At 66.8% G+C, this 24,380-nt stretch carries 22 protein-coding genes; 7 read left to right on the top strand and 15 right to left on the bottom strand.

Annotation, left to right across the window (positions count from 1 at the left end; all coding sequences use genetic code 11):
* Nucleotides 1–220: 220 nt before the first annotated feature.
* Together BLU54_RS02835 and BLU54_RS02830 are read left to right on the top strand one after the other, a co-directional pair.
* Complete coding sequence (locus BLU54_RS02835; RefSeq protein WP_091904309.1) at nucleotides 221–1,072, top strand: amidohydrolase family protein; 852 nt, start codon at nucleotides 221–223, stop codon at nucleotides 1,070–1,072.
* Between the two features lie 74 nt (nucleotides 1,073–1,146).
* On the top strand, nucleotides 1,147–2,448 hold the full coding sequence (locus tag BLU54_RS02830; RefSeq protein WP_091904307.1) for an MFS transporter: 1,302 nt from the start codon (nucleotides 1,147–1,149) through the stop codon (nucleotides 2,446–2,448).
* Nucleotides 2,449–2,586: 138 nt separating this feature from the next.
* Here BLU54_RS02830 and BLU54_RS02825 read toward each other — a convergent pair whose 3' ends face one another.
* From BLU54_RS02825 to BLU54_RS02810, 4 genes are all read right to left on the bottom strand, one after another.
* Nucleotides 2,587–3,534, bottom strand: coding sequence for a LysR family transcriptional regulator (locus tag BLU54_RS02825; RefSeq protein ID WP_170844993.1), 948 nt, complete (start codon nucleotides 3,532–3,534; stop codon nucleotides 2,587–2,589).
* Nucleotides 3,535–3,629: 95 nt separating this feature from the next.
* Nucleotides 3,630–4,712 (bottom strand): Lnb N-terminal periplasmic domain-containing protein, encoded by a 1,083-nt coding sequence (locus tag BLU54_RS02820; protein ID WP_091904303.1) that lies wholly within the window; start codon nucleotides 4,710–4,712, stop codon nucleotides 3,630–3,632.
* Nucleotides 4,713–4,968: 256 nt separating this feature from the next.
* Nucleotides 4,969–5,847 (bottom strand): endonuclease/exonuclease/phosphatase family protein, encoded by an 879-nt coding sequence (locus BLU54_RS02815; RefSeq protein ID WP_091904541.1) that lies wholly within the window; start codon nucleotides 5,845–5,847, stop codon nucleotides 4,969–4,971.
* Between the two features lie 366 nt (nucleotides 5,848–6,213).
* The gene (locus tag BLU54_RS02810; protein WP_091904301.1) at nucleotides 6,214–7,104 is read right to left on the bottom strand and encodes a LysR family transcriptional regulator; all 891 of its coding nucleotides are present in this window, start codon (nucleotides 7,102–7,104) and stop codon (nucleotides 6,214–6,216) included.
* Nucleotides 7,105–7,216: 112 nt separating this feature from the next.
* On the opposite strand from BLU54_RS02810, the gene BLU54_RS02805 reads away from it, so the two are divergent.
* Nucleotides 7,217–8,047: an SDR family oxidoreductase gene (locus BLU54_RS02805; RefSeq protein ID WP_091904299.1), complete on the top strand. Its 831-nt coding sequence runs from the start codon at nucleotides 7,217–7,219 to the stop codon at nucleotides 8,045–8,047.
* A 25-nt stretch (nucleotides 8,048–8,072) separates the two neighbouring features.
* Here BLU54_RS02805 and BLU54_RS02800 read toward each other — a convergent pair whose 3' ends face one another.
* The 3 genes from BLU54_RS02800 to waaC form a co-directional block, all read right to left on the bottom strand.
* Complete coding sequence (locus tag BLU54_RS02800; protein ID WP_091904296.1) at nucleotides 8,073–9,803, bottom strand: chloride channel protein; 1,731 nt, start codon at nucleotides 9,801–9,803, stop codon at nucleotides 8,073–8,075.
* A 3-nt stretch (nucleotides 9,804–9,806) separates the two neighbouring features.
* The gene (locus BLU54_RS02795; RefSeq protein WP_407919392.1) at nucleotides 9,807–10,232 is read right to left on the bottom strand and encodes a MarR family winged helix-turn-helix transcriptional regulator; all 426 of its coding nucleotides are present in this window, start codon (nucleotides 10,230–10,232) and stop codon (nucleotides 9,807–9,809) included.
* Between the two features lie 526 nt (nucleotides 10,233–10,758).
* Nucleotides 10,759–11,748 (bottom strand): lipopolysaccharide heptosyltransferase I, encoded by a 990-nt coding sequence (gene waaC, locus BLU54_RS02790; protein WP_091904537.1) that lies wholly within the window; start codon nucleotides 11,746–11,748, stop codon nucleotides 10,759–10,761.
* A 247-nt stretch (nucleotides 11,749–11,995) separates the two neighbouring features.
* Between waaC and BLU54_RS02785 the strand changes: the two genes are divergently transcribed.
* A complete protein-coding gene (locus BLU54_RS02785) occupies nucleotides 11,996–12,922 on the top strand; it encodes a pyridoxal-phosphate dependent enzyme (RefSeq protein WP_091904294.1) in 927 nt (308 codons plus the stop codon).
* Nucleotides 12,923–12,980: 58 nt separating this feature from the next.
* Here BLU54_RS02785 and BLU54_RS02780 read toward each other — a convergent pair whose 3' ends face one another.
* Entirely contained in the window at nucleotides 12,981–14,030 is a 1,050-nt protein-coding gene (locus BLU54_RS02780) for a ProQ/FinO family protein (protein ID WP_091904291.1), read from the bottom strand.
* Between the two features lie 121 nt (nucleotides 14,031–14,151).
* Entirely contained in the window at nucleotides 14,152–14,499 is a 348-nt protein-coding gene (locus tag BLU54_RS02775; RefSeq protein WP_091904289.1) for a hypothetical protein, read from the bottom strand.
* A gap of 497 nt (nucleotides 14,500–14,996) precedes the next feature.
* Between BLU54_RS02775 and BLU54_RS02765 the strand changes: the two genes are divergently transcribed.
* Nucleotides 14,997–16,280, top strand: coding sequence for an arsenic transporter (locus BLU54_RS02765; RefSeq protein WP_091904535.1), 1,284 nt, complete (start codon nucleotides 14,997–14,999; stop codon nucleotides 16,278–16,280).
* Nucleotides 16,281–16,451: 171 nt separating this feature from the next.
* Nucleotides 16,452–16,985 carry a YbaK/EbsC family protein gene (locus BLU54_RS02760; RefSeq protein ID WP_091904283.1) on the top strand — a complete coding sequence of 178 codons (534 nt, stop codon included), beginning with the start codon at nucleotides 16,452–16,454 and terminating at the stop codon, nucleotides 16,983–16,985.
* Nucleotides 16,986–17,051: 66 nt separating this feature from the next.
* Here BLU54_RS02760 and BLU54_RS02755 read toward each other — a convergent pair whose 3' ends face one another.
* From BLU54_RS02755 to BLU54_RS02740, 4 genes are all read right to left on the bottom strand, one after another.
* Nucleotides 17,052–17,303 (bottom strand): GlsB/YeaQ/YmgE family stress response membrane protein, encoded by a 252-nt coding sequence (locus BLU54_RS02755; protein WP_091904533.1) that lies wholly within the window; start codon nucleotides 17,301–17,303, stop codon nucleotides 17,052–17,054.
* A 104-nt stretch (nucleotides 17,304–17,407) separates the two neighbouring features.
* Nucleotides 17,408–18,073: a ParB/Srx family N-terminal domain-containing protein gene (locus tag BLU54_RS02750; protein WP_170844992.1), complete on the bottom strand. Its 666-nt coding sequence runs from the start codon at nucleotides 18,071–18,073 to the stop codon at nucleotides 17,408–17,410.
* 349 nt (nucleotides 18,074–18,422) lie between these two features.
* The gene (locus tag BLU54_RS02745) at nucleotides 18,423–18,731 is read right to left on the bottom strand and encodes a chaperone modulator CbpM (RefSeq protein ID WP_091904279.1); all 309 of its coding nucleotides are present in this window, start codon (nucleotides 18,729–18,731) and stop codon (nucleotides 18,423–18,425) included.
* Nucleotides 18,732–18,737: 6 nt separating this feature from the next.
* Nucleotides 18,738–19,670, bottom strand: a complete 933-nt coding sequence (locus BLU54_RS02740) for a DnaJ C-terminal domain-containing protein (RefSeq protein ID WP_091904277.1) — start codon at nucleotides 19,668–19,670, stop codon at nucleotides 18,738–18,740.
* A gap of 702 nt (nucleotides 19,671–20,372) precedes the next feature.
* On the opposite strand from BLU54_RS02740, the gene BLU54_RS02735 reads away from it, so the two are divergent.
* Nucleotides 20,373–21,692, top strand: coding sequence for an Nramp family divalent metal transporter (locus BLU54_RS02735; RefSeq protein ID WP_211435286.1), 1,320 nt, complete (start codon nucleotides 20,373–20,375; stop codon nucleotides 21,690–21,692).
* Between the two features lie 236 nt (nucleotides 21,693–21,928).
* Here the strand turns inward: BLU54_RS02735 and BLU54_RS02730 are convergent, their stop codons facing one another.
* Nucleotides 21,929–23,239: an MFS transporter gene (locus BLU54_RS02730; protein ID WP_091904274.1), complete on the bottom strand. Its 1,311-nt coding sequence runs from the start codon at nucleotides 23,237–23,239 to the stop codon at nucleotides 21,929–21,931.
* A gap of 32 nt (nucleotides 23,240–23,271) precedes the next feature.
* Nucleotides 23,272–24,210 carry an amidohydrolase family protein gene (locus BLU54_RS02725; protein WP_091904272.1) on the bottom strand — a complete coding sequence of 313 codons (939 nt, stop codon included), beginning with the start codon at nucleotides 24,208–24,210 and terminating at the stop codon, nucleotides 23,272–23,274.
* Nucleotides 24,211–24,380 lie beyond the last annotated feature (170 nt).

Below are 24,380 nucleotides of genomic sequence, written 5' to 3'. Positions count from 1 at the left end.
CGCTGCACGCGTGCTACCGCGCGGCATATTGGAAAAACTCATCGTTTTTCCACCGAACTTCCAATTAGACAAATCGAATCACGGTGCGTAGATTCGGCGTCGCAGTGATGCATGCGCACCGGTGCGGCTGACAGTGCGTGTCCCGGTCGTGCATCTCGCATATTCGGGCGCCTTGAACGTATCGCGACGCGCCGACATGTCGAAAAGGAGAGCAGGGTAGATGCCGCATACACAGGCTGGGCAGCCCGGAGTGACGCCGACGTTCACCGGCGCCAGCGAGGTAGGTCGCGTGGACTGCCACGCGCACATCATGACCACGCGCCATGCGCTGGTGGCCGACCGCCACTCCGAGCCCAAGCACGATATTCACGTCGAGGACTTTCTCGCGCTGCTGGCGCTGAACGGGTTATCACACGGCGTCCTGACGCAGCCGAGCTTCTACGGCACGGACAACAGCCTGCTGCTCGATGCGTTGTCGCGTTATCCAGAGCAACTGCGCGGCACTGCGATCGTCTCGCCGGATATCGCGGAAGCCGAAATGGCCGCGCTGTACGCGAGCGGCATACGCGGGGTGCGTCTGAACTGGTTTCGACGCGACACGTTACCGGATGCCGCCGGAGCGGAATATCAACGGCTGTTCACGCGCGCCAGGGACGCCGGCCTGCACGTCGAACTGTATGTCGAAGGGGAAAAGCTCGCCTGGTTGCTGCCAACGATTCGCCGCAGCGGCGCCAACGTGGTCGTCGACCATTTTGGCGCGCCAGAGCCACGGAGCGGGACGCAAGGCGCGGGCTTCCGGGCCCTGCTCGACGCGCTGGCGGGTGGCGGCACCTGGGTGAAGCTGTCGGCGCCCTATCGGTTGGGCGGCGCGCCCGCTGCCGACTATGCGCGCGCCTTGCTGGCCGCGGGCGGCGCGCAGCGCTTGGTGTGGGGCAGCGACTGGCCCTGGGTTTCGCATGAGGAAGGCCAGCGCTATGCGCAATGCCTGTCCGACCTTGAAGCGTGGGTGCCGGACATAGCCGACCGCACCACCATTCTGCGCGACACGCCGCGCGCGCTGTTCGGGTTCTGAAGTCGGCGCTCATGCGGCCCCCGAGCCCGCGCGCCGCAGTCGCTATCAAAAAAGAACGAATTCTGGAGGAGACGATGCGAGAACATATCGAGGACCCGCAGCAGCAAGCCGAACAGGCTGTCATCCGCAAGGTCGCCTGGCGCTTCCTGCCCATGCTGATCGTCGGCTATCTGCTGAACTATCTGGACCGAAGCAACATCGGTTTCGCGGCGCTGACGATGAACCGCGAGCTGGGTCTGACCGCCAGCCAGTTCGGTCTGGGCGCAGGCCTGTTCTTCGTCGCATATTGCATCTGCGAGATTCCCAGCAACGTGATGCTGTTTCGGGTGGGTGCGCGTCTTTGGCTGGCGCGCATCATGATTACCTGGGGCCTGCTTTCTGCATTGATGGCCTTTGTCGTCGGCCCGTACAGCTATTACGGGGCGCGCGTCCTGCTGGGCATGTCCGAAGCCGGTTTCTTCCCCGGCGTGACCTTCTTCCTGTCGAGCTGGTTCCCGGCGAAGTATCGCACCAGCATACTTGCGTGGTTCCTGTTGGCCATCCCGCTCTCCTCGTTGATCGGCGGTCCGCTCTCGGGTTCGCTGCTGTACCTCGATGGATGGCTTGGCATGAGCGGCTGGAAGTGGATGTTCGTCCTGGAAGGAACGCCGACGGCACTGGTTGGCATCTGGGCGCTGTACGTGCTGGCCGATAGTCCGGCCAAGGCGCGGTGGCTCACGCCCGACGAGCGGGAACTGATCCAGCGCATGCTTGCCAGCGAACAGCGCGAGAAGCCGCGCAAGGACTTCGGCGCGGCATTGCGCGATCCGCGCGTGCACCTGTTGGCCCTGATCCAGTTCGGCTTCACCGTCGGTTCGTATGGCGTCGGCATCTGGTTGCCGCAAATCCTCAAGCAATTCCTGTCGACGCCGCTGGAAATCGGCCTGGTCTCGGCGATTCCCTACGCATTTGCAAGCGTCGGCATGCTGCTCTGGGCACGCCGATCCGACCGCAGCGGTAACGCACTTGGCAACTTGGCGGCCAGCTGTGCGGTCGGTGCCATCGGTCTGGCCTGCTCGGTATTCGCGCACGGCGTGTCGGCGTCGATGGTCGGCTTGACCATCGCGCTGATCGGCGTGACCGCCGCGCGTGCGATCTTCTGGGCGATTCCCGGCCGCATCATGACCGGTATCGGCGCGGCGGCTGGCTTCGCCTACATCAACTGCATTGCCGCGCTGGGCGGTTTCGCCGGTCCCTACGTGATCGGCTGGGCGAAGGAGCGGACCGGCAGTTTCACTGCGGGATTGGTGGTGATGGCCGTAGTGCTGACCGTCACCGTCGTGCTGGTGCTGCCCTTGCATCTCGTTGGACAACGCAGTCGCCGGGCCGCTGGCTGACAGTGCGCCACGGCTTCGTTCGTGCGGCGATTGGGCGACGCGTGCCGGCCGAGGCGGGTGCGCTTGCGCTTCGGGTTGCCTGCCTGTTGTTGCCTGCCTGTTGCCTGCCTGTTGCCTTCCGGTAGCCTGGCTGTCGCCTTAGCGCCGTGCAGTGGCGCTCGGCAATATCACCCGCGTGGCGGGCGCCGGGGCGAGCGGCGAGTCGGCGATCACTGCACGCGCAATCTCGATAATGATTTCGTTGGCGCGGCCTCTGGCACCGATGTGCGACGCCGCGTAGATGGTCCACTGCGCAAGCGTCGGCACGGCATGATGCCGCTCGACCTCGCCGCTGCTCAGTTCGTCCGCCAGCAGGCAGGCGGGCACGACTGCGATGGCCACCCCCAGCTTGACCAGCCTGACCAGCGTCGCCATGTCGTTGCAGATATCCAGCGTGGGCAACGGCACGTGCGCGTGCGCAAACCATTGTGAGATCACTGCGTGGATCGGCGAGGGCGCCGGCATCGTCACGATGCGGTGATCGCGGGCCTCGCGGGGTGTCAATGGCTGTTGTGGGTCGAGCATGCCTCGCCGTGAAAACCAGGCGATATCGCACGCGGCCAGCGGCTCGACGACGAAGTGCGGTCCGGCCAGCGCATCGACGAGGAACGCAATATCCAGTTGCTGGGCATCGAGCAGGCTGCGCAGCGTACTGCTGTTGCTGATCGTCAGTTCGACCCGCAGGCGGGGATGCCGCGCTTCCAGCGTGCGGAGCAGCGCCGGCAGGCAACTGAGCGCGAAGGTGTTCGAGGCGCCGAGACGCAGCGAACCGGAGAGCGGGTCGCCACTGCTCAGACGCCGTTCCATCTCGTCGAGCACTTCGATGCTGCGCTCTGCATACTGCCGCGCGAGCAGGCCCGCTTCCGTGCAGCGCACGCCGCCCTTGCCACGCTCGAGCAAGCCGGTGCCCAACGCCGATTCCAGTTCACGAATGCGCAGCGAGATCGAAGGCTGGGTCACGCCCAGCCGTTCGGCGGCGACTCTGAACGAGCCACTTTCGACCACGGCGAGGAACGCTTCGAGCTGGGCGATCGTGTAACGCTTCATTCGACAAGTGGCCGATGCATGGAGCCCGCGATCTGTGGCGGGCCAGGGTGAGGGATTGTAACGCGCCGGCGCCGTCATTCCCGCGCCGCGCGTCTTCAACGCGGCAGCGCAAGCGCCGTCTCGTCGCTGCCATCGGCGACGCCCGGCACGCCGCGTCTGATGTCGCGGGAGAAGCTGCGCGACGGGTCGGGTGAAAGGTCGTGTGAAGGGTCGTGTGACAGGTCGTGTGACAGGTCGGGCCGTGAAGCGCGGGCGCGCTCGGTAAAGCGCCCCAAGCGACGATAGGTCGCCATGTCGTGCGTGCCGCTCAATGCACCGATGCGGGCCAGATAGTCGGGCAGATAACCGGTGGCAAGGAGCCGGTAGTCCAGCGGCAACCCAGGCACGATGCGTCGTGCCATCTGGAACACCAGTGTCGTGCAGTTGGCCGTCAACGTATTGTAGAAACGCGGTCTGTCACGCAGCCGGTTCGCTTCTTCAAGATACGCTTCGAGCAGCGATACGCGCGCCGTGGGCGTCATCTTCACGCGAAACAGCTCGCCTTCCTCTCCGCGCAGGTTCGTGCGCACCTTGACGATGTCGTCCTCGTCCGCCGCAACGATACAGCGTTCGTACTGTCGGAAGAACCCGCCCAGCTCGGAAAAGCGGTCGCCGCGTTTGCGGCGGATTTCGACCGAAAACGCCAGATGCCGGCCGTCTGCAAAGCCAAACGAAACCATTACATGTGCAATTGCCGGCCGCCCCCAGCTTGAAAGCAGAAGGTCGACGCTGCACAGCCTATCAAGGTCGTAGCGGCGGGTTTCCCAGCGTTCGATGCAGTCGTCGTCCAGGCCCGTGCCATACCAAGCGAAGTGCCGCACGTTGTGCAGCGTGACGATGCGCCCTTCGCGGACCGAGGACAGCAGCCTCGACACCTCCGGCAGCCAGTCGCGTGCGTTGGAGGGGCGCAACGTGCACCACCATGCCAGCAGCGGCGTGACGGCGAGCGCAAACAAGCCGGCACCGGCCACTCGCATTGGCGAGTCGAACAAACGCGTCGTGACGAACAGCGTTGCACTGAGCACCAGCAAGCCGATGAACACGCGGCTGACATGCCTGCCGAGCGGTGCGCGCACGTGCAGGGCCAACACTCCCCATAGCGTGAGCACCGACGCCAATGCCGCTTCAACAATCGCCATTCGATTCATTCACGACTAAGGCAGCGGTTCGGCGGCGGTTCGGCGGCACGCAGCGCACCGCCGAGCGCGGGACACGTTCTGCCTTGCCGGACGTGGTGGCAGCGATGCGGGCCGCTCAGGACGGTCAGCGGTGGTGTGCACGGTAGCCATTGCCAAGCAGGCACGGCAGGCGCGCAGCGGCCCGCACTGAGCCAACGGAACGGATGCGCCAGACCAGCGCCGCTGGTCCACGGAGGCGCGTGCGAGCGGGCGCGGTTTAGCCGCGTGCATGGCCATCGTTCAGGTGGAGCACCATCGGCTGATGGTCCGACGCGTCGCTGTTCGGGTCGACGTCACAGGCGATGAGCCGAGGCAGCATACTGAAACTCAGGAAAACGTAGTCGCAGCAGAACGATCCGTCGGGCCATTGCTCGCGGTCGAAGCAACCCACGGTCGGCGCGCGCTGTCGTCCGGCGTTCGCCTCCGACCAGGCGTCGACGAAACCGGCTTCCCCGCCAAGTGGTGCGAGCATGGTGGCGTACGGTGCTTCGCCGAGCCGGGTGTTGAAGTCGCCGCAGATTACGGTGCGTTCAACGCCCGGCGCGCCGGCGAACGCGGCTTGGGTGTCGGCGGCGGTGGGCAGCGCGCAGGCCTCGGCATGATGCGTGCGGATCGCATCGACCTGCGCCAGCCGCTGCCGCGCGGAACGATATTCGAGATGGGTCGTGACCACGCGCAGCAGGCCATCCTGCGTTTCGAGCACCGCTTCCAGCGCCAGGCGCTGCATGGTCTCGATCTCACCATCCGGCGGGCGTGGCAGGCTCAGGCGCACGACTTCCTTCACCGGCAAGCGACTGACGATGGCGACGCCAAACTGACGTCGGCGGTGTTCCGCGTCGCGTCCCGGCAGATCAAGTGCGATGCCTTCGACAACCTCGAAGCCGGGCAGCAGTGCGCGCAACTCGTCGAACTGGTCTCGCGACGGGCCACCAGGCAGGCCGCCGAGGGTTTCGGGTACGTCGAAGCCTCGGGACACCTCCTGCAGGCATAGCACATCGAAGTCGGCGAGACGCCGCGCGTGCTCGATCGTGCGCGCGAGATCGACCCGGCCGTCGGCGCCGCGACCCCACTGGATGTTCCAGTTGATCAGAATCATGCTGTACTCGTATAGTCGTCCGGCAGCCGGTGCGCGGGCGCCCGGCGCCGCGCGCCAGATGCGGCGTCGTCGATGCGCCGCGCGAAAGGTGACCGCTGGCGGTGCTTGCCGCGAGGCTGGCATGGCGGACCGCCGCTCTGTTTCACAGACTGGTTCGTTCGCAGCCCTCGTTCTTGCGGAGACGGCGTGCAGGCATCGCGACGGTCCGTGTGCCTCGCTGCATTCTACGGCCTTCGACGTCATCCTTCGCGCTGCCTCGTTCCCCCCAGGCGGCGCACTTGCCCGCCTGCCTGCCGACCCGCCAGGCGTGGCGCGCCGCCTACGGCCGACGAAGGCGCCGCGTGCCGTCCGCGCGCGGCATTGCGATTACCGAGCCGACCGCACCAGATCGATCAATGCCCGCAATGCCGGCGGCACATGCCGGTTGGCTGGATAGTAGAGACGCAGGCCATCGGTCGGGCTGCACCACGCTTCGCATACGGTGAGCAACGCGCCAGCGTCCAGGAGCCGCCGCGCATACGGCTCAGGGACGTAGGCGATGCCGAGTCCATCGGCGGCTGCCTCGACCATCAACTGGCTGTTGTCGAGCGTCAATGCACCGTTCACGTCGATTGCGCGGGTCTCGCCCTGCCGCTCGAACTCCCAGCGATATCGCTTGCCGCTCGGCAGGCGCTGCCGGATGCAGCGGTGCGACAGGAGTCCGTCCGGGGTGGCCGGGGGCGGGTGCCTGGCGAGGTAGGCCGGCGAAGCGACCGCCAGGAAGCGGACGTCGCCGCCGAGCGGGACCGCGATCATGTCCTTCGGCACGGCTTCGGCGAGACGCACGCCCGCGTCGAAGCCATCGGCCACGATATCGACGAACTGGCCCTGCGCGACCAGGTCCACTTCGACAGCCGGATAACGCGACAGGTACACCGGGATCACGGTCTGCAGCAGCATGCGAATGGCCGCCTCATTGCCATTGACGCGCAGCGTGCCGGAAGGCTGGCCGGCGGCGGCGCTGGCGTCGCCGAGGGCCGCGTCGAGATCGGCCAGCAGTGGCGCCAACCGGGCCAGCAGGCGCTGGCCTTCGGGTGTCAATGAAACGCTGCGCGTCGTGCGGTTGAGCAGCCGGAGCCCCAGGTCGGCTTCCAGGCCACGCATCGCGTGGCTCAACGACGAGCGTGACACGCCGATCAGATCGGCGGCACGGCGGAAGCTCCGCTGCGTGGCGACAGCGGCGAAGGCGTGGAGATCGTGCAGCGTGGGACGAGGCATGGCGAGACCGATTGGTGTGCACGTTTCAACACGTCATGCCGACTGGCGGGACTTCCGGCGGCGCTGGCGCAAGCCTAGGATCGTACTCTCCAAGGCCGACCGCAGGAGCGACATGAGCAAGAATTGGTTTATCACCGGCACCTCGGCCGGTTTCGGGCGCGTACTCACGGAGCGCTTGCTCGCGCGCGGCGATCGCGTTTTCGCCACGATACGTCGCGACGGAGCGCTGGACGATCTGTGCGTCCGGCACGGCGAGCGACTCGTCGTCTTGAAACTGGACATGACGGACGCGGCCGCCGTCGCGGCGACGATCGATGCGACGTTCGCCCGCGCCGGACGCATCGATGCGATCGTGAGCAATGCCGGTTACGGCTTGTTCGGTGCTGCCGAGGAAGTTTCCGACACGCAACTCGAACGACAACTGGCGACCAATCTCACCGGTGCGATACGGCTCATCAAGTCCGCGCTGCCCCACCTTCGCCGGCAGGGCGGCGGCCGCATCGTGCAGTTATCGTCAGAAGGCGGACAGATTGCGTATCCGGCATTCAGCCTGTACCACGCGAGCAAGTGGGGAATCGAAGGTTTCATCGAAGCGGTGGCGCAGGAAGTCGCGTCGTTCGGCATCGACTTCGTGCTGGTCGAACCAGGTCCGACCGGCACCCAATTCGGTATGAACCTCGATCTGGGCAGGCCGCTTCCGTGTTACGACGCCACGCCTGCCGGTGACATGTGGCGGGCATTGAAGGAGAACACGTTCGACCTGCGCGGCGACCTGCAGCGCAGCGTGGACGCGATGCTGCCGTTTCTGGACATGGCGAACCCGCCGCTGCGCCTGCCGCTCGGCAGTCTCGCGTTCGAGCACATCCGCGCGGCCCTGCGCGAGCGGCTCGTCGCGCTGGAAGCGCTGGAGGCGGTCGCGCGCGCGGCGGACAAGCTGCCATAGCAGTTGAACTGCCGCGCGCGCCGGGTCAGAAGCGCTCGCGCCGGTGTTCGTCGTCGAAATGGCTGGCCGACGGTTTCAGGAGATCGCTGCGCGTGACGATTCCGAGCAAGCGCCGGGTCCGAACGTCGTCGACGACAGCGGCGCGTTCGACACCGTGCGCGGCGAGCCGCGATGCGAGTTGCCGGCAGGTCTCGGTTGGCAGCGCGAGGTTGAGTTCGGCCGGCGCGAGCACGTCCCGAACCACCCTCTGTCGTGCGTCGTCGCCAACGCCCTGCAAGGTCTGGCGATCGATGAAGCCTAACACCGTCTCGCCGTCCACCACTGGATAGGCGCGATGCAATTGCGTTGCACCGAAATGCGTGGCCAGCGCGTCGTGCACCGCGGCGCTGCCATCGACGGTCTGCACCTGGCGGGACATGATTTCGTCGACGTGATGTCGTTCGAGCGGATCGACTCCGTATTCCCGGAACACATGGCGGCCGCGCCGCGCGATCTTCTCGGTCATGATCGAGCGCCGCATCGTGAGCGCGACGAAGCCGTGCGCCGTTAGCGTGGCGGCGAGCAGCGGCAACAGCGCCTGTGCGTCGTGCGTGACACCGAACGCGAACACGATGGCGGTCAGCGGGGCGCCCAGCGTCGCGCCGAGCGTGGCGGCCATGCAGACCAGCGGCCACAGCGTGGCATCGCCGCCGGGCAAGATGTGGGAGAGCACGACGCCGAGCCCGGCGCCGAGCATCAGCAGCGGCGCCAGCACTCCGCCCGACGTGCCCGACGCCAGTGCGACCACCCAAATCACTGCCTTCACCGCAAGCAGCGCGACCACGACTTGCAGCGCCAGGTGTTGATGCAGCAGGTCGCCAATCACGTCATAGCCGACGCCGAGTGCCCGCGGTTCGATCAGGCCGCCGATGCCTACCGCGATGCCGGCGAGCGCCGGCCACCACATCCAGTGAACCGGCAGTTTGCTGAACAGGTCTTCGGTGCGGTACAGCAGGGTCGACAAGCCTGCGGCAAGCGCGCCCGACAGCAGGCCGGCGAGCAGGCAGGAAAGCAGCCCGGTGACGTCCGGCGCGGCGGTCTGCAGCGCGAACAGCGGCTCCGTCCCGAACAGGGCCGCGCGGCCGAACCCGGCTACCGCGCAGGCGAGCGCCACTGGCAAGAAACTGCGCGGCCGCCATTCGAACAGCAGCAGTTCCACGGCCAGCAGTACAGCCGCCACCGGTGTGCCGAACACGGCAGTCATGCCCGCCGTCGCACCGGCGACCAGCATCGTCTTGCGCTCGGCCGCGGTCAGGGCCACGCGCTGCGCAAGCAGCGAGCCAAGCGCGCCGCCCGTCATGATGATGGGGCCTTCGGCCCCGAACGGCCCGCCGCTGCCGATCGCGATGCCGGATGCGAGCGGTTTCAGGACGGCGACCTTGGCGGACATGCGGCTTTTCCCGTAAAGGATTGCCTCGATCGCTTCCGGAATGCCGTGGCCGCGGATTTGGCTCGAGCCAAAGCGCGCGATCAGACCGACGATCAGACCGCCGAGTATCGGGATGAACGCCGCCCACATGCCTGGCGTGTGTTCCGCCGGTGAGCGATCGGCGAACGACCAGCTGCCGAAGTAGAACAGGTTGGTGAACAGGTGAATCAGCGCGAGGAGCACCGCCGCCGCCAGCGTGGCGAGCACGCCGATGACGACCGCCAGCGCGATCAGGACGGCTAGCCGGTCGGCGCGCGCAAAGTCGCGTTTGTGATGGGCGAGAGGCATGATTCAGAGCTCGATGGTGGGAACCGTGAACCTGCCGGCGAGAGATTTGAGTTCCGCGCGGTGCAATTGCGCGAGGCGCACGAGCACCTGTTCGCCGGCCGGTTCGAGGTGCACTTCGACCTGTCGGCGGTCACTTGCGCTCTCGCGCCGGACCACCAGGCCGAGGGTTTCGCAACGGCTGACCAAGGCGACTACGCCGTGATGCTGCGCCTGCAGCCGTTCGGCCAATTCGCCGACCGACGCCCAACTGCGGCCGGGAAAGCCCTTGATGTGCAGCAGCAGCAAGTACTGCAACGGCGTGATGCCCTCGCTTTTCGCGGCGCTTTCGGAGAAGCGCTCGAAGCGGCGGATTTGATAGCGAAATTCGGAGAGCTGCTCGAAGTCCTGTTTGGCCAGTGGTTTTTCGGTTCGCGTCATCGGCGTCGCCATCAGGAAAAAGACAATTTATATCATAAAATGATATTTAAGATCGCGTCTCGATTTGCCCGGTCGAATGGCCCGCGAGCGTTTATCCGGGTACGGGCAGCTGAGAAGACCGAAGGAGAAGGAGAGGAGGAGGGCGGTGTGCGACTGGACGCGGATGCCCGCGCGGTCCCGGGTCACCGATCGATGTTGGCAGCGGGTGGCGGGGACATCGGTTGCGCGTTGCGGGACGGAATGTCCAAAGGGGATGCGTCTCGCGATCGCGCAGTCGCGGCGCCGACTGCCGACGTTGCAGGCGCTCCGACGTCATGGCGGGCGCCCGCGGATCGGACACATGCCGCCGATCCTCGGGCAACCGGCGACTCGCCCATCCACGGCCTCAGGGAGCGCTACCGTCGCCTGCCGGCGGATTCTCGACGAGCGGCCAACGCCATGCATCGCGCGTACATCGCGCGTCTGGCGGCAGGCGCTGCTTTCGGCGATGTTTTCGGCGCTGCTCGCGGGCAGTCGTCGGCAAGGCTTGACTGCGAAGCTAGCGAGGCACGCGCAGTTGGCCGTCAGGCGCGGGCCGCACGGCCGCGATCGCTTCGCGCACCGCATCCACCGAGGGCGGCGTGCCCTCTTCGCCGACCGAGATGCCGCTGCCCAGACGGTCGATGCCGTAGAGCTCGCGCGACGTCGCGACGAAGATCATTACGGTGGGACGACCGAACGCGTTCGCCAGGTGTGTGAGTCCGGTGTCGACGCCGACCACCACAGTCGCGCTGGCAAGCAGGCGGCCCAGATCGGCAACGCTCAGGCGGGGCAGCAGCACGGCTTCCGGCACCGCGGCGGCAATCGCCGCGGCGTCACGTTGCTCCGCCGGGGCATGCCAGGGCAGCAGGGGCGTCACGCCATCCAGCACGAGGGCGCGTGCAACTTGCTGCCAATGCTTGATCGGCCATTTCTTTTCGTCACCGCTGGCGGCGTGCAGCAGCACCGCATAGGACCCGGCGACCGCGACGGGCAGCGGGCCCTCTGTCGGTGCCACGAGGCCGAAATCGGCGTCATGGCTGACGCTGTAGCCGAGCGCCTGACCGACGGTTTCGCGCACGCCCTGCCACGCGGTGTGACCGGGCTGTCTCGAAAATCGTCGCGAATAAGCGAAGGCGGCGCCGCGCTCGCCGAGGTCACGCGCGCGGTAACCGTATCGGTGCCGCGCGCGCGCCAGGAAGCTGATGATCGCGCTCTTGTAGACGCCGTGTACGTCCAGCACCGCGTCGTAACGCACGCGTCGCAGTTCGCCGATCGACGCGGCGATCGCGCGCATGTCCGACAAGCTGCGCGCCGACTTGAAGCGGCGCAACGGCGCGCTGAGCACCCGGTCGACGCCGGGGTTCCAGCGTGGAATGTCCGCGAACGCGGCATCGAGCGCCCAGTCGATGCCGATTCCTGGAAACGCGCGGCGCAAGTCGGCGACGAGAGGCTGACAGTGCACGACGTCGCCAAGCGATGTGACCTTGACGATCAGTGCACGTTTCATGGCGAATGTCCTGAAAATGGCTGCCGGTGGCAGGCCGACCGCATTTGGAACGAGCGGAAGGCCGGAATCCGCGCAGGGCGACATGATGAACGTTTCCGAACGTTTCTGCCTGAGTCGTAATGCTTGCTTACAGATTCGAAACCAGCATTCCTTGATTTCCACGTCTCGGCGGTGCGTCCGATCGAGAGCGCGCTTGCCGCTACAATGCGCACGTCCGCCGTTGCCCGGCTCCGCCAATGCAAACCTCATGCCGCTGCATATCGAAACACCACTGATCGAGTCGCGCGCCATCGGCGCCATTGCACGCCGTCGCGTGCGCCTGAAGATGGAAGCGCTACAGCCGCCGGGTTCGTTCAAGATCCGCGGCGTCGGACATGCTTGCGAACACTACGCGCGCCAAGGCAAGCGGCGTTTCGTTTCGTCGTCCGGCGGCAACGCCGGCATCGCCGCGGCTTATGCGGGCCGCCAACTGGGCCTGCCGGTCACCGTCGTAGTGCCCGAAACCACTACCGAACTTGCCAGGCAATTGATCCGCAACGAAGCTGCCGAACTGGTGGTGCATGGCGCGAGCTGGGCCGAAGCGAATGCTTTGGCCGGCTCGCTGCTCGGCGACGAGGTTGCGTTCATCCATCCCTTCGACGACCCGCTGCTGTGGACAGGGCATGCGTCGATGATCGACGAAGCCGCGCGGCAAGGCGGCAAGCCGGATGCGGTGGTGCTGTCGGTCGGGGGCGGCGGACTGATGTGCGGCGTCATCGAAGGACTGCGCCGCAATGACTGGGCGGACGTGCCGGTCATCGCCGCCGAGACCGATGGGACGGCATCGCTGGCAAGCGCGATGGCCGCCGGCAGGCGCGTGACGCTGGACGCGATCGACAGCGTGGCCACGTCGCTGGGCGCGAAGCAGATCTGCACGCGTGCGTGGCAGTGGACCGGCGCCCATCCGGTGCGAAGCGGCGTGGTCAGCGATGCCGACGCGCTCGACGCGTGCGAACGTTTCCTGGACGACCACCGCGTACTGGTCGAGCCGGCTTGCGGCGCGGCGTTGGCGCTGACCTATGGCAATGTCCCGGCGCTCTCGGCGTTCGAGGACATCCTCGTCATCGTTTGCGGCGGGGCGACGGCTTCGCTCGACCAGATCCGCGCGTGGCGCGCGGCGCTCGGCGGACGCTGAGCCGGCTGCGGCCGGCGGACCGCGTCGCCGGGTCGCTGGACGCCAGCGCCTCGGTGGCTCAGCGCGCCGCGTCCGACCCGCCGTCCGTGGGCTCGCTATGCGCCGCCGTTTCGACGGCGGTATCGGCGGCAATATCGGCGGCAGTATCGCCGGCAGTTACGGCGTGATCGGCCGCGCCGTCGCGGGGCTCGCCAGCGTCGTGATCGGTGTCTTGCGCCGTGGACGCTGCGGCAGGCTGCTGGCTTCGAACTGCGGGCGCTGCGGCGGTGCCCGTGTCGGCGTCCGCCGTGTCGACAGCGGACGTCGTGGCGTCGGCCGACTGCGATGCTGGCGCAGTATCGCCGGCGGCGGCCTCACCTGCCGTCTGGCCTTCCTCCGCAGCCTTCTCGTCGTCGCGCTTCTTGGCGCGGCGCGGCCCGCCGCGGTGCGATGCAAGACTGCGCGCGCGCGCGGCTTCGGCCGGCAACACGGTCCCGGCCGGCTCGCCGTCCAGTCCGATACGCGTCGCACCTTCGACCAGGCAGGCCCAGTAGCGGCTGCCACGGCACCAAGTCTTGATTGCTTCCTTGAGGTCTGCTTCGCTCAAGCCAAGCGACTCCGATTGCGCATACAGTTCGCGATGGACGCCGAGTTTCAGTGGCAGCTTCGGAGCGGGGCTCTTCGGGAATGCCTTCGGGAAACGCTTCTGCAGGCGTCCGATGGTCACGACGACCGGGTCGACCGGCTCGCGCGGCGCGCTGCGGGCCGGATTGGCCGCGCGCTCCTGTGCGCCGCGGCGTGGCTCTCCTCGCCCTGCCTGGCCACGCGGGCCGGCCGAGCGCGCGCCCGCTTTGGCGCCGCCGAGGCTCGCGCCGCCTGCATTGGCTGCGTGGCCGTCGCCGACGGGCGCGGCCGCGGCACGACCGCCGCTACGCGTTTCCGGCGCGTGCTCGCGGGGGCGCGCTTCGCGCGCCGGCGTGCCTTGCCCAGCCTGCCCGTCCTGCCGGCCATGCCCGCTCTTGCGCTGCTGCTGCCGACGCGGACGCGCTTCCTGCGTGTCCTGGCCGGCTGCCTTGCGCGCCTCCTGCAGCTGGCGTTTGAGTTCGGCAAGTGCCTCGAAACCGCTCATGTCGTCGAATTAGAGTTCGTTGGAAGGGCTCGATTGTATCAATCGCGCGTAGTGGGAGTCGCGCGCGCGCCAACGCAACGGCGCGCTGCCGGCCGGAAGGCCTGCGCAATGGCCGCTTTGATCATTGCGTCGACTCGTTCCGGCCACTTTCGTGCAGCAGGACGAGCAGCCGCGCGCGTTGCCGAGCGACATCCGTCTCGGGCACTGCAGGCCAGTCGAGGATGATGCCGCGTGCCAGCGTGCGGCGCACAAGGTCCGCATAGTCCGTCTTGCCCATTTGGCCGCCGCGCATCGCCTCGGCTGTCGCGTCGCGAAGATCGGCCGGCATGGACGGAAAGGCGACGACCAACGCTGCGTACTGTCGCGCATCCACTTCCGACGACTCGCGGCGCACCGCCCACGTGGAGACCAGCACCAGCGCGAGAAACGGTACGGCGGTGTAGCGAAGCACGAAACGCGGCAGCGTCATCGGCCTGGCGGAGCGAGAGCGGCGAGGGGTCACGGAACGGGGGCGGCGCGGATCGTAAAACCGTCGCCGTTCGCGGACCTGGTGCGAGAGACGACGGTTGCCCTGCGCGCCAATATGGCCGCGCGCACTGCTGCGCATTATAGAAGCTTATTTGCACCAAGCGCTGGCGGTCGTATCGCGTCTCAGCCATGGCTGTGCCGTGGCCGCCTCGCGACGGCGCCGCATCGCGTCGTGCCGCGTCGCGTCGCGCGCGTATGATGCGGCGTCGCCCGCTCGATCGCCAAGGCGCGGCCGCCGCGGACATGCCAAGATGGCAGGCAGCGCCCGGCGGTCGATTCGCGCGGGCGCTGGACCGTCTCCCATGTCGCCGTCCCTGTTCGCGAGCCATGCAGGCCTGCGCTCAGGTGGGCGCCGACCACCGTTGCCGTTGCGATTGCCCGGCGGTCAGTTCGACGCGGGGCACGCGTCGGCTGAGCCGTTATCACACCATCCGTCCGATGCTGCTTGCGCTTTCCATCTTCGTTGTTACGCTCGTTCTCGTAGTCTGGCAGCCGTTCGGTCTCGGCGTGGGGTGGAGCGCCACCTTCGGCGCGGTGCTGGCGCTGCTCACTGGCGTGATTGGCTGGTCCGACGTGCCGACGGTTTGGCATATCGTCTGGAACGCCACCGGCACCTTCATCGCGCTCATCGTGATCAGCCTGTTGTTGGAAGCGGCCGGCTCGTTCGAGTGGGCAGCGCGACACGTTGCCCGCTGGGGACGTGGACGCGGCTCGTTGCTGTTCGTCGCGATCATTCTGCTTGGCGCGGCCGTCTCGACGGTCTTCGCGAACGACGGCGCCGCCTTGATCTTGACGCCGATCGTGGTCGCGATGTTGCTGGCGTTGCGCTTCCCGCCGCAGGCAACCCTGGCCTTCGTGTTCGCGACCGGCTTCGTCGCCGACAGTGCGAGCCTGCCGCTGGTGGTGTCCAACCTCGTGAACATCGTGTCGGCCGACTTTTTCCATGTCGACGCGAAGGCCTACGCGGCCGTGATGGTGCCTGTCGATCTCGCCAGCATTGCGGCAACGCTGTTGGTCCTCTATCTGTTCTTTCGGCGCGACATTCCCGCGCGCTACGCGCTGGACGGCGTCGCCACGCCTGCGTCGGCGATTCGCGACCGCCCCACCTTCATTGCGGGATGGGTGGTCCTCGCGCTGTTGCTGGCGGGGCTGTTCGCGACCGAGGCGTTTGGCATCCCGGTCAGTGCGTTGGCATTGGTCTGCGCGGTGGCGCTGATCGTCGTCGCGGCGCGCAGCCGCGCGATCGAAACACGTCGCATCCTTGCCTCGGCGCCCTGGCACATCGTGGTCTTTTCGCTTGGCATGTATCTGGTGGTCTACGGCCTGCGCAATGCGGGCCTGACTGCGTGGCTCAGCCGGCTGCTGGACCAGTTTGCCGCGGCCGGCGTGTGGGGCGCCGCGTTCGGCACCGGCGTCACAGCGGCGCTGCTCTCGTCCGTGATGAACAACCTGCCAAGCGTGTTGGTGGGCGCGCTGGCCATCGACGGCAGCCATGCGACAGGCGCAGTGCGCACGGCGATGGTCTATGCAAACCTGATCGGCGCGGACATCGGACCGAAAATCACACCCATCGGCAGCCTCGCGACGCTGCTGTGGCTGCACGTGTTGGCAGGCAAGGGCGTCAGGATCGGCTGGCTACAGTATTGCCGCGTGGGTCTGGTGCTGGTGCCGCCCGTTCTCGTCGCCGCGCTGGCCGCGCTTGCCTGGCGCCTGGCGCCGTGAAGACAGCGCAGCGGCGCTGGCTTCGCTATCATGACGATCGCACCGGCTTTGGTGCTCGCTGCCGAATGTAATCTGCATGCGGGTGGTCTGCATGCGGTGGTCCGCGCGCGACGTGCGCTCCGCAGGCCGCGACCTCGGCACCGTGATCCGTTCGCTTGATGGGAAACTCTGATGCGTGCCTTGGCCGACGCCCTGATCGACCCCGCAGCCTACGCGGCGCACCTGCCTGCTCGCGTCGTCGCGGCACTGCCGGCCGATGCGGTCGCGTTCACCGTCACCGACGATGCGTCGGACACCGCTGCATTCAGCGCGCACTACGGCTTTGCACTCGACGATTGCGCAAATACGATCGTGATTCGCTACCGAGCGGGCGGAGTGGAGAAGTATGCAGCGGTGGTCTGCCTCGGTTCGCGCCGCCTTGACGTGAACGGCGCCCTCAAGGCGGCGTTGGGTGCGCAACGCCTGTCTTTCGCGAAACGGGAAGACGCGGTGGCGTTGAGCGGAATGGCGTTCGGAGCGATCACGCTATTCGGGCTGCCCGCCGACTGGCGTGTGCTGGTCGACGAGGCAGTCGTATCGCGCGAGCGCGTGGTGATGGGGGCAGGCGTGCGGGAAGCGAAGCTGCTGCTGCCGGCGCGCACGCTCGCAGCGCTGCCGGGCGTTCAAATCGCGGCGCTGAGCGCCGCCAGCGCGCCGGACACCTGATCTGGCGCCGCTGCCGCCGCCCGCGGGTGGCCACGCCGCAAGTGCGCGGCGTGCCGGATCGGGCGATTAGCGGCGGCGCGCGATCATGCCGTAGATCACCAGCACGACGATCGCGCCGATCACCGACGCAATCCAACCCGCTGGCTGGCCGGGACCATACCAGCCCAGTGCGCGGCCGACATAGCCGGCGATCAGCGAGCCCGCCACGCCGAGCAGGATGGTCATGATCCAGCCCATCCGGTCATCGCCAGGCTTCAATGCCCGGGCGATGAGGCCGACGACGAATCCGACGATAAGGGTGCCGATAAAAGTGAACATGGTTTCCTCCTCCTGAAAAAAACTCAAATCCCGGCCAACGCCGCGGGCTTGCGTGCGTCGTCGCCGCGTAGTGGGTCAGTGCCGCATCAGTTCCGCGTCAGTGTTCAGCCTTGCCGTGCGCCGTCCGGCTCGCTGCGTTTTGCGCTTCCCGTCTTGTGCGCGTCGCGCTGCCCGACGCCGATATAGCCAGGCAAGGCCTGCGCTTCCGGCGCGTGGGCAAGGCAGATCGCGTCGGCGAGGACCGCGGCAAATCCCGCGATGCTGGCGAAGTCGCCGCTGAGGCGAGCCCGGAAGAAGTCGGCCCACTCGAAGGTCGCGTTGTATTCGCCCGGATTCTCGAAGATGCCGGCGTCGCGCACGAACGCAGCGATGCTGTGATACGGGTCGTCGTGCAGATCGGCGATCGACTCCGGAATCGCCTCGATGTCCACGTTCCTGCCATGCTCGTCGACCGGATGAAACCAGTTGCGCTCGCGCATTGCAGCGACGAAGCCGGTATGGTCCAGGCTGCCGAAGTCTTCCGCGATCGCGATCGGCACCTGCTGAAAGCCCAGCTCGTACCACGCCCGCGCCCAGTGGTGATGGTCGATGATGTATAGCGCGTCGTCGGGCGCGCGGACCACCTTCAACGGTTTGTCGTCCATGAACGACTGTGCGTGATGCGGCGGGACAGCGCGCGTCGCCGCCATCTTGGTCCTCATGTGTTCCAGTCCCAGCGTGACTTGCGTAGGGCGCAACTGCTCGAAGGTAGCGTTAGAAGGATTGGGCACAAAGGTGTCCTCGCAAGGGTGTGCCCTGCAACAGCAAGAACGATGCCGTAGAGGTAAGGCGACTGTAATGCCGTCACCGGCGTGTCATGCGATGGCGAGTCGCGTCGCGCACTTTGCAGTCCGTGCGCGTCGCGCTTCACCGCCTGCTTCACAGCCCACTTCACAGCCCACTTCACAGCCCGCTTTTCAGCCCGCTTTTCAGCCCGCTTTTCAGCCCGCCGCGGCGCGATACGTTCCAGCAGGGCCGCAACGCGCGGCGGGCAGCCGTGCCGGAGCGCGAGCGAGCGCCGCCGTGACACCTCGCGTGCCCCGGCGCCTTGGTAGTAGCCGTACCGTCGGTCGTCGCGCGCTAGCGCAGCCGGGCGCGCAGGCGCTCGATCTGGTCGAGGAGGTCGAGCGCCAGCGCGACGCCAGGCGGTTCGATGTCGAGATCGCGGCTGAGCCGTACCGCGATACGCGCGCGGCGCAGGGAACTGCCGCCGAAGCGCCAGCCGGTCGGCACGTCGTTGTGCCGTTCGAGTGGGTCGAGCGCGCCTTCGGCGACCCACAGCGTGAGTTGCTGCTCCGATGCACCGCTTGCACGGCACAGCTCGACCAGCGTCAATTCGATGTCTTCTTCGACGATCTGGCCATGAAGGCTGGAAGTCGTTTCTCTCATCGTGTGCTACCCGTTCAGGTTGATGCGCGGGTTGAAATCGAACGCGCGCTGCATCGCTTCATAGGCCTGCCGTGCCTGATCGCTGTCGGCCGCCGGCAACGCGATCGAGAGCACGACGTAGAAATCGCCCGGCGGATTGCCAGGGATGCCCTTGCCCTTGAGCCGCAACTTGCGGCCGGACGCCGAGCCGGCGGGCACCGTGACTTCCACCGTGCCGTCCGGCAATGGCACCGGTATCCGCGCGCCGAGCGCGGCTTCCCAAGGCGCGACGGGGATCTCTATCGACACATCGCGGCCGTCGACCTGGTAGCGATTGTTCGCGGCAAACGCGATCTCCAGGAACAGGTCACCCGCGGGTCCCTGGCCGATGCCCGGACCGCCCTGTCCGGCCAGCCGGAGATGCTGGCCGGCGCGCACGCCTTTCGGAATCGTCACGTCCAGTGTGCGTTGCTGCGTCGTCTGCCGCCCGCTGGCATCGATGCCTGGCATCTGCAGGCTGAAGGTGCGCTTCGCGCCACGATAGCTGTCGGCCAGATCGATCACGATGCGCGCGTGATGATCCTGCCCGCTGGCATGAGACTGCCGATAGCTACGTCCCGCGCCGCGCTGGCCGAACAGACTCTCGAAGAAGTCGCTGAAATCCTCGCCGCCGCCGTTCCCCTGGCCCGTGAACTCGAAGCCGGCATCCCAGTTGGGCGGCGGTCTGAAGTCCTGGCCGGCCTGCCAGTTCGCGCCCATGCGATCGTAGGCGGCCCGCTTTTCGGGATCGCGCAACACCTGATAGGCCTCGTTCATCTCCTTGAAGCGGGCCTCGGCGTCGGCTTCCTTGTTCACGTCAGGATGGAACTTGCGCGCCAGCTTGCGATGCGCGCTCTTGATCTCGTCCTGGCTCGCCGTACGGGGCACTCCCAGGGTGTCGTAATAATCCTTGTATTTCATCGGCGAGACCTGTGATTCCGGCTTGGGCTGGGACTAGGGTACAGCGGACAGGGCGCGACATCGTCGAGCGAAAATCGAGGCGCCACGGCGGCGACCGCTGCCACGGCGCGTCGAGCGCTGCAACGTCCGACGGGAGCGCTGCAACGTTGCGCCGCTTGCGCTGCCGCGCGCCGTCAGGCATGCGATCGGGCCTGCCATCGCGCATGCGCTGCTGCGCCTACCGTAGTTTATCGTAGCGCGATCGGCAGCGACTGGCAGCGATTGGCAGCAATCGCCAGCAATCGATGGACCCATGGCTGGCGGCCGAATCCTTTTGTCGCGGGCACCCCGCCTGGCCCCAGGTTGTCCACAGATGATGTTGACAACATTGTCGATTACTCGTCTCGAAACGCGCTAAGCCACTGTAAGGGAATCAGTTTTTGGGGCTGCCTCGACGCTGCGCATTTGCTGCCTGCGGTGGACATCGCAGGTCCCCGGCACCCGCTGTTCGCAGTGGGAGCGCAACGGGCCGGGCGGCGTCGAGGCGAGATGGCGAGATGGCGAGATGGCGAGATGTCGGCAGACGCTGTCGTGCGACGAGCGATGCGCGACGTTGCGGTGACGTCCCGCTGCATGAATCATCGGCTGTCGAAACGGGGCAGGAGCGCCACGTGCTTGTGTGTATCATCGACAGCTTACCCTCAACGATGCAGGCACGATTGGATGGAGCAGCACAAAGAGCCCGCCGACGTCGACGGCATGTCGCAACGAACCGCCGCGTCGATCCGCGAGGTGCTGGCCGGACGACGACGCGGATGGTCTTCGTTCCTGCTTTTCGTGGGACCGGCGGTCATCGCCTCGATCGCCTACGTCGACCCCGGTAATTTCGCGACGAACATTCAGGCCGGCGCCAAGTTCGGCTACACGCTGCTTTGGGTCGTGGTCATGGCCAACGTCATCGCGATGCTGTTCCAGGCACTGTCCGCGAAGCTTGGCATCGTGACCGGACGCAATCTGGCGGAGATGTGTCGCGATCAGTTTCCGCGCCCCGTGGTGTGGGCGATGTGGGCGGTCAGCGAGGTCGCCGCGATGGCGACGGACCTGGCCGAGTTCCTCGGCGGCGCGATCGGACTATCACTGCTGTTCGGGCTGCCGCTGTTCTGGGGCATGGTAGTCACGGCCATCGTCACCTACGCGATCCTGCTGCTCGAGAAACGCGGTTTCAGGCCGATGGAACTGGCCATCGGCGCGCTGATGGCGGTGATCAGTCTGTGTTACCTGCTCGAACTGGTGATCGCACGCATCGATTGGCCGGCCGCGGCCTACCACATGGTGACGCCGCAGATGCCAGGCGTCGAGGCCTTGACGATCGCGGTCGGCATCATCGGTGCGACCGTGATGCCACACGCGGTGTACCTGCATTCGGGATTGACGCAGCACCGCGCGCCCGGCCGCGACGACGCCGACCGCCGCACGCTGCTGCGCTATTCGAATCTCGAAGTGGTCGTCGCGCTCGCCATCGCGGGGCTGATCAACATGGCGATCGTGATGACGGCGTCGGCCGCCTTCCATAGCGGTCATGCCGACGTCGCTGAGATCGAGACCGCGTATCACACACTGACGCCGCTGCTCGGGGCGGGCGCGGCGACACTGTTCCTGATCTCGTTGATCGCATCGGGGGTGTCGAGTTCGGTGGTCGGCACGATGTCGGGGCAGATGATCATGCAGGGCTTCGTGCATTTCCAGATTCCGATCTGGCTGCGCCGCCTGATCACGATGGCGCCGGCATTCGCCGTCGTCGGCCTGGGCGTGAACGCGACGCGGGCCCTGGTATTGAGCCAGGTCGTGCTCAGCTTCGCGCTGCCGATCCCGATGATCGCGCTGCTGATCTTCACGCGACGCCGCGACATCATGGGCGTGTTCGCGAATCGTCCGCTCACCAATGCGGCTGCCATGCTCGGCGCGGCAGTCGTCCTGGTCCTGAATGCCTTCCTGCTGCTACAGGCTTTCGATGTGCCACTGCCAGGACTGTCCGTCGGCTGATCGGTGACGGGGCAGTCGTTGGCCCGGGGTACTGAGTGAGTGCGCGGGACATGTGCCGCGGCCAAGCGTCCTGTGCGGAGGAGGCGCGGGGCGGGGCAGAGGCGCATCGGAGCCGATGCGCAGCAGGTGCGTTGGCGTGCGCTAGTGGCTTGCTGCCGGGCGGCGGCGTCCGGCCGACGCCGGGCCAGGCGGGGCGGTCGCCGGCCACGCCGGCACCGCCCCGACGCAAGCGGGCTTCAGTTACCGGTTAGCGCCGCGCGGGCAGGCTGGCGTGAACGACCGGCGACCGCGGCAACCAGGACCAGGCCGAGGATCAGAATCGCGCTGACCACGTACAACGCCATGTCGGTGCGGCCGGTGGCCGTTTTCAGATAACCGACCAGATAGGGCGCGGCGAAGCCGGCCAGGTTGCCGAGGGCGTTGATCATCGCGATGCCCGCCGCCGCCGCGACGCCGGTCAACAGGGCGGTCGGCAGGCTCCAGAACAACGCGGGAATCGACAGCACGCCCATGTTCGCGAGGCAAAGCGCCGCTACACCGAGCACCGGCTGGTTCTGCCACACGGCACACAGCACGAAGCCGATCGCCGCCATCAGGAACGCGACGATCAGATGCCATTTGCGCTCACCGTGCCGATCCGCGCTGTAGCCGAAGATCACCATCGAGACGATGGCGCAGACACCGGGGAGCGCGGACAGCACGCCGACGGTCAGATTGTCGGCGACGCCCATTTTCTGGATCAAGGTCGGCATCCAGAAACTGATCGCATACAGTCCCATGTTGTACGAGAAGTAGATCAGCACCAGCGTCCAGACGCGCCCGTTCGAAAACACCGCGCGAAAGTCGACGTGCGGCTTGGCCTTTTCCTCGGCTTCCAGCAGGCCGCTCAGATGGCGCCGCTCGGCATCGGTCAGCCAGTCGGCCCGTGCCACGCCTTCGCTCATCCGGAAGAAGATGTAGGCGCCGAGCAGCAGCGTCGGGACACCTTCGCAAAGGATCAGCCATTGCCAGCCACGCAGCCCGCCCAGCCCGCTCATGAAGCGGAGAATCGAGCCGGACAGCAAGCCACCGATGACGCCCGACGCAGCCAGCGCGATGTAGAACGTGCCCCATGCGCGGCCACGCCGCGCCGCCGGATACCACTGGCTCATGTAGTAGATGGCGCCAGGGATGAAGCCGGCCTCGGCGAGTCCGAGCAGGAAGCGCATCACGTAGAACTGCATCGGCGTCTTGACGAAGATCGTCAGGCAGGACAGCACGCCCCAGGTCAGCATGATCCGCGAGATCCAGCGGCGCGCGCCGACCCGATGCAGGATCACGTTGCTGGGCACCTCCAGCAGGAAGTAACCGAGAAAGAAGATGCCGGCGCCGAAACCGTACACCGCGTCGCTGAACTGCAGGTCATCGGCCATTTGCAGTTTCGCGAAACCAACGTTCACACGGTTCAGATAGCACAGAAAGAACCCGAGCATCAGTACGGGCAGAATGCGCCACGATATTTTCGAGAACAGCTTGTCTTCGTCCAGCGGTCGCATGGTCGTCTCCATCGTTTCACCTATCGTTGTTGTCCGGCGTCGGGTCAGATGGCCAGCCGGTAGAAATCTCGCGCCGTGCCGGCGAAGATGCGTCGCAGCGTCGTCTCGTCGGCGCCCGGCAGGGCAGCCAGAATGTCGGCGACAATGGCCAGGAAGGTCGTGGACAGACGGGCGACCGGCAGGTTGCTCGCGAACATGGCACGCTCCGCGCCGAACATCTCGACGGCTTCGGCGATCACGCGACGGTTGCTCACGCTGTCCCAGCGGCCCCCGTACAGTCCCAGTTCCGACACCTTCAGGTAGACGTTCGGACAGTCGGCCAGCGCGCGCATGCCTTCGCGCCAGATCGCGAGGCCTTCGGGCGAGCGGTCGAGCGGCAGGCCGAGGTGGTTCAGGACGATCGCGGTGTCCGGGAATGCGCGTGCTACCTCGGCGGCTTCAACCAGGTGCCAGTACGGCACGCGCAGATCCCACGACAGGCCGAGCGGCGCGAGCTTGCTCAGCCCTTCCAGCCATGCCGGGTCCTGCATGGTGCCGGGCTGGCCGGCGACCGATGCCGTCGGGCCATTCGAGATGATCGGCTTCGAGCGGACCCCGCGCACCAGCGGATCGGCGGCGTGCGCGGCCAGCACCGCGTCGCGGTCCGGCTGCACGAAGTAGACGTGGCCGACGATCGCGGAAGGCAAGCCGGTACGCGCGTGCAGCTCGCCGAGGAACTGGTTTTCCTGCACCTGCTCGCTGCGCGACCGCTCCGCCTCGACGTGCACGGTGCCGAGCACGTTGAACCCGGCAGTGGCCTGGCGATAGTGCGCCGGCAGGAAGTCCTGGCACATGCTGCGATAATCGCCGAGGAAGAACGTCTCGTCGTACTCGTCCGTCAACCAGGGGTAATGACCGGCGTCCAGCTTCCAGAAATGGTGATGCGCATCGATGATCGGCAGATCGAAGCCGAGAGGGTTGCCGGTCTCAGTGGAGTTGCTCATGATGAGTCGTGAGGTTTAAAAATCGGAATCCTGAAAAACGGCGGCGGAGCAACCGCGCGGACACGTGGTCACTGCGGGGCTGAATGCGGCGAAGGGCGCGGCGGCGCGGTGGCGTCGCGCACGGTCCCGCAGCGTGTCCCCGAGCGCGCCGTGTCGTGGCGCGCGCTCTG

This window comes from Chitinasiproducens palmae, from assembly GCF_900095735.1.
Taxonomy (GTDB): domain Bacteria; phylum Pseudomonadota; class Gammaproteobacteria; order Burkholderiales; family Burkholderiaceae; genus Chitinasiproducens; species Chitinasiproducens palmae.
The sequence above is the reverse complement of the archived record's forward strand: the minus strand, read 5'-3'. Positions and strand labels throughout refer to the sequence as shown.